The organism is Eubacterium ramulus (assembly GCF_003122485.1).
In the GTDB taxonomy this organism is placed as follows: Bacteria; Bacillota; Clostridia; order Lachnospirales; family Lachnospiraceae; genus Eubacterium_I; species Eubacterium_I ramulus_A.
Genome location: NZ_JRFU01000190.1, coordinates 1 through 5,285 on the forward strand (window position 1 = coordinate 1; position 5,285 = coordinate 5,285).

General features: G+C 44.0%; 4 protein-coding genes and 1 riboswitch. Of the genes, 3 read left to right on the forward strand and 1 reads right to left on the reverse strand.

Annotated features, from left to right (window positions below):
* Positions 1-144: 144 nt before the first annotated feature.
* Complete coding sequence (locus LG34_RS14880; protein ID WP_109216760.1) at positions 145-1,359, forward strand: LL-diaminopimelate aminotransferase; 1,215 nt, start codon at positions 145-147, stop codon at positions 1,357-1,359.
* A gap of 108 nt (positions 1,360-1,467) precedes the next feature.
* On the opposite strand, the gene typA is transcribed toward LG34_RS14880, so the two are convergent.
* On the reverse strand, positions 1,468-3,297 hold the full coding sequence (gene typA, locus LG34_RS14885) for a translational GTPase TypA (RefSeq protein ID WP_109216761.1): 1,830 nt from the start codon (positions 3,295-3,297) through the stop codon (positions 1,468-1,470).
* A gap of 285 nt (positions 3,298-3,582) precedes the next feature.
* Between typA and LG34_RS14890 the strand changes: the two genes are divergently transcribed.
* Both LG34_RS14890 and LG34_RS14895 read left to right on the forward strand, forming a co-directional pair.
* On the forward strand, positions 3,583-4,215 hold the full coding sequence (locus tag LG34_RS14890) for a single-stranded DNA-binding protein (protein ID WP_109216762.1): 633 nt from the start codon (positions 3,583-3,585) through the stop codon (positions 4,213-4,215).
* Positions 4,216-4,394: 179 nt separating this feature from the next.
* Entirely contained in the window at positions 4,395-4,886 is a 492-nt protein-coding gene (locus LG34_RS14895) for a cob(I)yrinic acid a,c-diamide adenosyltransferase (protein ID WP_109216763.1), read from the forward strand.
* Between the two features lie 99 nt (positions 4,887-4,985).
* Positions 4,986-5,162: riboswitch (Lysine riboswitch) on the forward strand.
* Positions 5,163-5,285 lie beyond the last annotated feature (123 nt).

The window sequence follows — 5,285 nt, forward strand, 5'->3', positions numbered from 1 at the left end:
CGCTGACCAGAATCACGCACCAAGTCTCACGTGCGTTCGACTTGAATATCTCATCTATACTACATTTATGTAGCAATGAGAATCTCAACATACGCTGAGTGGAATCTTGCAACATGAGATACATTTTAGTGAGGAGTTGTAAATATGTTTAAAGTAAACGACAATTACCAGAAACTTCCGGGCAGCTATCTGTTCAGCACAATCGCGAAAAAAGTAAGTGCATTCCAGGCTGCAAATCCGGAGAAAACACTGATCCGTCTTGGTATCGGTGATGTAACACAGCCACTGGCACCGGCAATTATTGATGCAATGCACAATGCTGTAACAGAGATGGGAAATGCTGAGACATTCCATGGTTATGCACCGGATCTGGGATATGAATTCCTGCGTACAGCCATTGCAGACAACGATTATAAAGCAAGAGGATGTGACATCAGCGCGGATGAGATTTTTGTATCCGACGGCGCAAAAAGCGATTCCGGAAACATTCAGGAGATCTTCTCTGTAGATAACCGCATCGCTGTATGTGATCCGGTTTACCCAGTTTATGTGGATTCCAACGTTATGGCTGGCAGAACCGGTACATACGATCCGAAGACAGAGATGTGGAGCAATGTCATCTACATGCCGTGTACAAAAGAAAACAATTTCGTACCGGAGTTCCCGAAGGAGAATCCAGACATCATTTATCTGTGTCTGCCGAACAACCCGACAGGAACAACGATCACAAAAGATCAGCTGCAGGAGTGGGTAAACTACGCAAACAAGATTGGTGCAGTGATCATTTATGATGGTGCATATGAAGCATATATTTCCGAGGACAATGTAGCACATTCCATTTATGAGTGTGAAGGCGCAAGAACTTGTGCAATCGAGTTAAAGAGCTTTTCCAAGAACGCTGGATTTACCGGTGTTCGTCTGGGATACGCAGTTGTTCCGAAAGACCTGAAATGCGGAGATGTTTCCTTACATCAGATGTGGGCAAGACGTCACGGAACAAAATTCAACGGTGCTCCGTACATCGTACAGCGTGCCGGCGAAGCAGTTTACAGCGAGGCTGGTAAAGCACAGTTAAAAGAGCAGGTTGCTTACTACATGAAAAATGCAGCAGCCATCAAAGGCGGACTGCAGGACGCAGGATTTGAAGTATTCGGCGGCGTAAATGCACCGTACATCTGGTTAAAAACACCGGATCAGATGACATCCTGGGAATTCTTTGATTACCTGCTTGAGAAAGCAAACGTTGTAGGTACACCGGGATCAGGATTTGGACCGAGCGGAGAAGGATACTTCAGACTGACAGCATTTGGAACATATGAAAATACACTTGCTGCCCTGGAGAGAATCAAAGCATTATAATTAACGTAAATTCAAAAAAGAGCAAAAAGACATCCGGCAAGCCGTCTCAGGCTGTCGGATGTTTTTTTGCTCTTTTTTGTTCAATACCTGTCGCGTTATCAAGATAATTTATTTTTTGAAAGACGCACGTTTTCTTAAAGTCGGATCCAGAATCTTCTTACGGATTCTCAGGCTCTCCGGAGTTACCTCCAGCAGCTCATCTGTATCGATGAAATCCAGTGCCTGCTCCAAGCTGAGTACTCTCGGCGGTGTCAGTGTCAGCGCCTCATCAGCAGAAGAAGAACGTGTATTTGTCAGATGTTTCTTCTTGCAGACATTTAACTCAATATCTTCTGCACGGGAGCACTGTCCGATAACCATTCCGGAATATACTTTCTCGCCAGGTCCGATAAACAGGGAACCACGCTCCTGTGCGGAGAACAGACCGTATGCTACGGATTCACCGGATTCAAATGCGATCAGGGAACCAAGTTTACGATACTGGATATCTCCACGGTACGGCTCATAACCACAGAAGATGGTATTGATGATACCGTTACCTTTTGTATCTGTCATAAAGTCGCCACGATAACCGATGAGACCACGGGACGGGATCTTGAATTCAAGACGGGTATAACCGCCGCTGATGCTTCCCATGTTCTGCAGCTCACCTTTACGCTGACTCAGTTTTTCGATAACAACACCGGTAAATTCATCCGGTACATCAACGTAAGCCATTTCCATCGGCTCTGTTTTTTTACCATTTTCATCGGTATGGTACAGAACCTCTGCTTTACTTACTGCAAACTCGTAACCTTCACGACGCATGTTCTCGATCAGGACGGACAGATGCAGTTCACCACGACCGGATACTTTGAAGCTGTCGGCACTGTCTGTTTCCTCTACGCGGAGAGAAACGTCGGTGTTCAGCTCTTTGAAAAGACGGTCACGGATGTGACGGGAAGTAACGTATTTACCTTCCTGACCTGCCAGCGGGCTGTCGTTTACGATGAAGTTCATGGAGATGGTCGGCTCAGAGATCTTCTGGAACGGGATCGCTACCGGATTTTCCGGATCACAGATCGTATCACCGATATGGATATCAGCAATACCGGAGATTGCTACGATAGAACCGATCTTTGCCTCTTTTACTTCTACTTTATTTAATCCGTCAAACTCATACAGTTTGCTGATGCGGACTTTTTTCTGTTTCTCAGGATCATGTGCGTTCAGCATGATGGCATCCTGGTTGACACGCAGGCATCCGTTGTCGACTTTGCCGACACCGATACGTCCAACGTACTCATTGTAATCAATGGTACTGATCAGAACCTGTGTGTTTGCATCCGGATCACCTTCCGGAGCCGGAATGTAGTTTAAGATGGTCTCAAACAGTGGCATCATGTCTTTTGGCTCGTCGTTCAGATCTAATGTTGCGTAACCGTTCTTTGCAGATGCGTAAACGAACGGGCAGTCAAGCTGCTCATCGGAAGCATCCAGATCCATAAACAGTTCCAGAACTTCGTCGATAACCTCATCCGGTCTTGCTTCCGGACGGTCGATCTTGTTGATGCAGACGATAACCGGCAGATTCAGCTCTAATGCTTTCATCAGAACGAATTTTGTCTGTGGCATAGCGCCCTCAAATGCGTCAACCACAAGGATAACGCCGTTTACCATTTTCAGTACACGCTCAACCTCGCCACCGAAATCGGCATGACCTGGTGTGTCGATAATATTGATTTTTGTATCTTTGTAAAATACTGCAGTATTTTTTGACAGAATCGTGATTCCTCTTTCACGCTCGATGTCATTGGAATCCATGACACGTTCCTGCACTTCCTGATTCTGACGGAAGACGCCGGACTGTTTCAGCAGCTCATCAACCAGTGTTGTTTTACCGTGGTCTACGTGAGCGATGATGGCAATATTTCTAATGTCCTCTCTCTTTGTTTTCATTACATGTATCCTTCCTTCTGAATAGATCAGTTGTTAAGTCTTTCCTATCTAAATGATAGAAAATATATAGTATTCATTAGTGCAACCAATTCATTTTATCACAAAATTCAGATTTGGCAAGAGGAAGAATGAAAAGGTTGTCGACATTTTTTTCGCAAAATCGCAAGTTTTTCATGTTAGATTGTATTTGCCGGCAGAAAAAAGTGGTTTTGAGTTCTAAAAATGAAAAACTGGAATAAATTGAAAGCACAAAGAAAGTACATGTGAAGAAGGGAGCTTACAAAGATGACAGATAAATTATTTGAGAACAATCAGGTGTCGATGGTGGGAGAAATTGTTTCGGAGTTTCAGTTCAGTCATGAGGTGTTTGGAGAAGGATTTTATATGGTAGAACTGGCAGTGAACCGTCTGAGTAACTATTCGGATTACATTCCGCTGATGATATCAGAACGACTGATCGATACAGAGCAGGATTACACCGGACAGCTGATTCGGGTATCGGGACAGTTCCGTTCCTATAATCGCCATGAAGAGAAAAAGAACCGCCTTGTTCTGTCGGTGTTTGTGAGGGAACTTGAATTTTTGGATGAGATTGATGAAAATGAGAAAACGAATCAGATTTTTCTGGATGGATACATCTGCAAGGAGCCGATTTACCGGAAAACACCGTTGGGACGTGAAATCGCGGATGTGTTGCTTGCGGTCAACCGTTCTTATGGAAAATCAGACTACATACCCTGTATCTGCTGGGGCAGAAATGCCCGCTTTGCTTCTGGGTTTACGGTAGGAAGCCATATTCAGATCGTGGGACGTGTACAGAGCCGGGAATATGTAAAACGGATTGATGAGGAAAATGTAGAGCACCGGGTAGCTTATGAGGTATCCGTGAGCAAAGTAGATCTGCTGGAGAATGACTAGCGTACCATCCGGCTCGTACGGTGCATTCGGCTCAAGCAACAGATCTGGTTCATACGATAGTTGCATTTTCCTAACAAATGTGCTATCTTAGTTCACAGTTCATGAAATCCGTTGGGATCGGATGAGTGAAACGGAGAGTTCACGTAGTGTGTTCGTATGTGACTTCAAAGGAGGAGACTATGAGTACAGGAAAAATACAGGTATATTATGGTGAAGGACGGGGAAAAACCTCCGCAGCACTGGGATATGCCATTCATGAAGCCAGTAAAGGTGAGTCCGTGATCGTTATTCAGTTTTTAAAACAAAAAGATGAGGATGAGATCAGTTTTCTGGGACGGCTGGAGCCGGAAATTCGTCTGTTTCGTTTTCAAAAATCGGAGAAGTTTTACAGAGAATTGCCAGCAGAAGAACAGTTGGAAGAGCAGATGAATATGAAAAATGGCATTAGTTATGCTAGAAAGGTGTTGCAGACAGGTGAGTGTGATATCCTGATTCTGGATGAAGTGTTGGGACTTCTGGATCAGAACATTGTGCCGGAGGAAGAGATTCTTCAGTTGATGGCAATGAAATCAGATGACATGCATATGATCATGACCGGTCAGGTGATCAGTGACGGGATCATGGAACAGGCTGATGATGTGTACGAAATCTGTATTAAAAAAGAAGGATAAGTGACAGAATCCCGTCATATCATAAAAAAGGATATAAATAAAAATCATAAAGGTTGACATTCTTATAGGAAAGTGCTATATTGAGCACAAATGAGACAGTAGTGAGATAGAGGTTGCATGATTTATGAGTAAACTGCCGTATGTACCGTATCACAGATGAGGGCAGTCAAAAGGAAATCATGCCGAAAGGATATACAGGAGCGGCTGTGTGTTACTTGGGCACAATGTGAAGAACACTGTGACTGTCATCGGAAACGATGGGGCGCTATCACTGGAATAAAGGAATCAACTCTTTTGGAATTAAGAAAGATTTTCAGGAACCAGCGAGTGCGCACGCTGGTTCTTATTTTATGTAAAATTTGTTTGTTGAGAATTGTAAAAAAAGACAGGGAGGACATA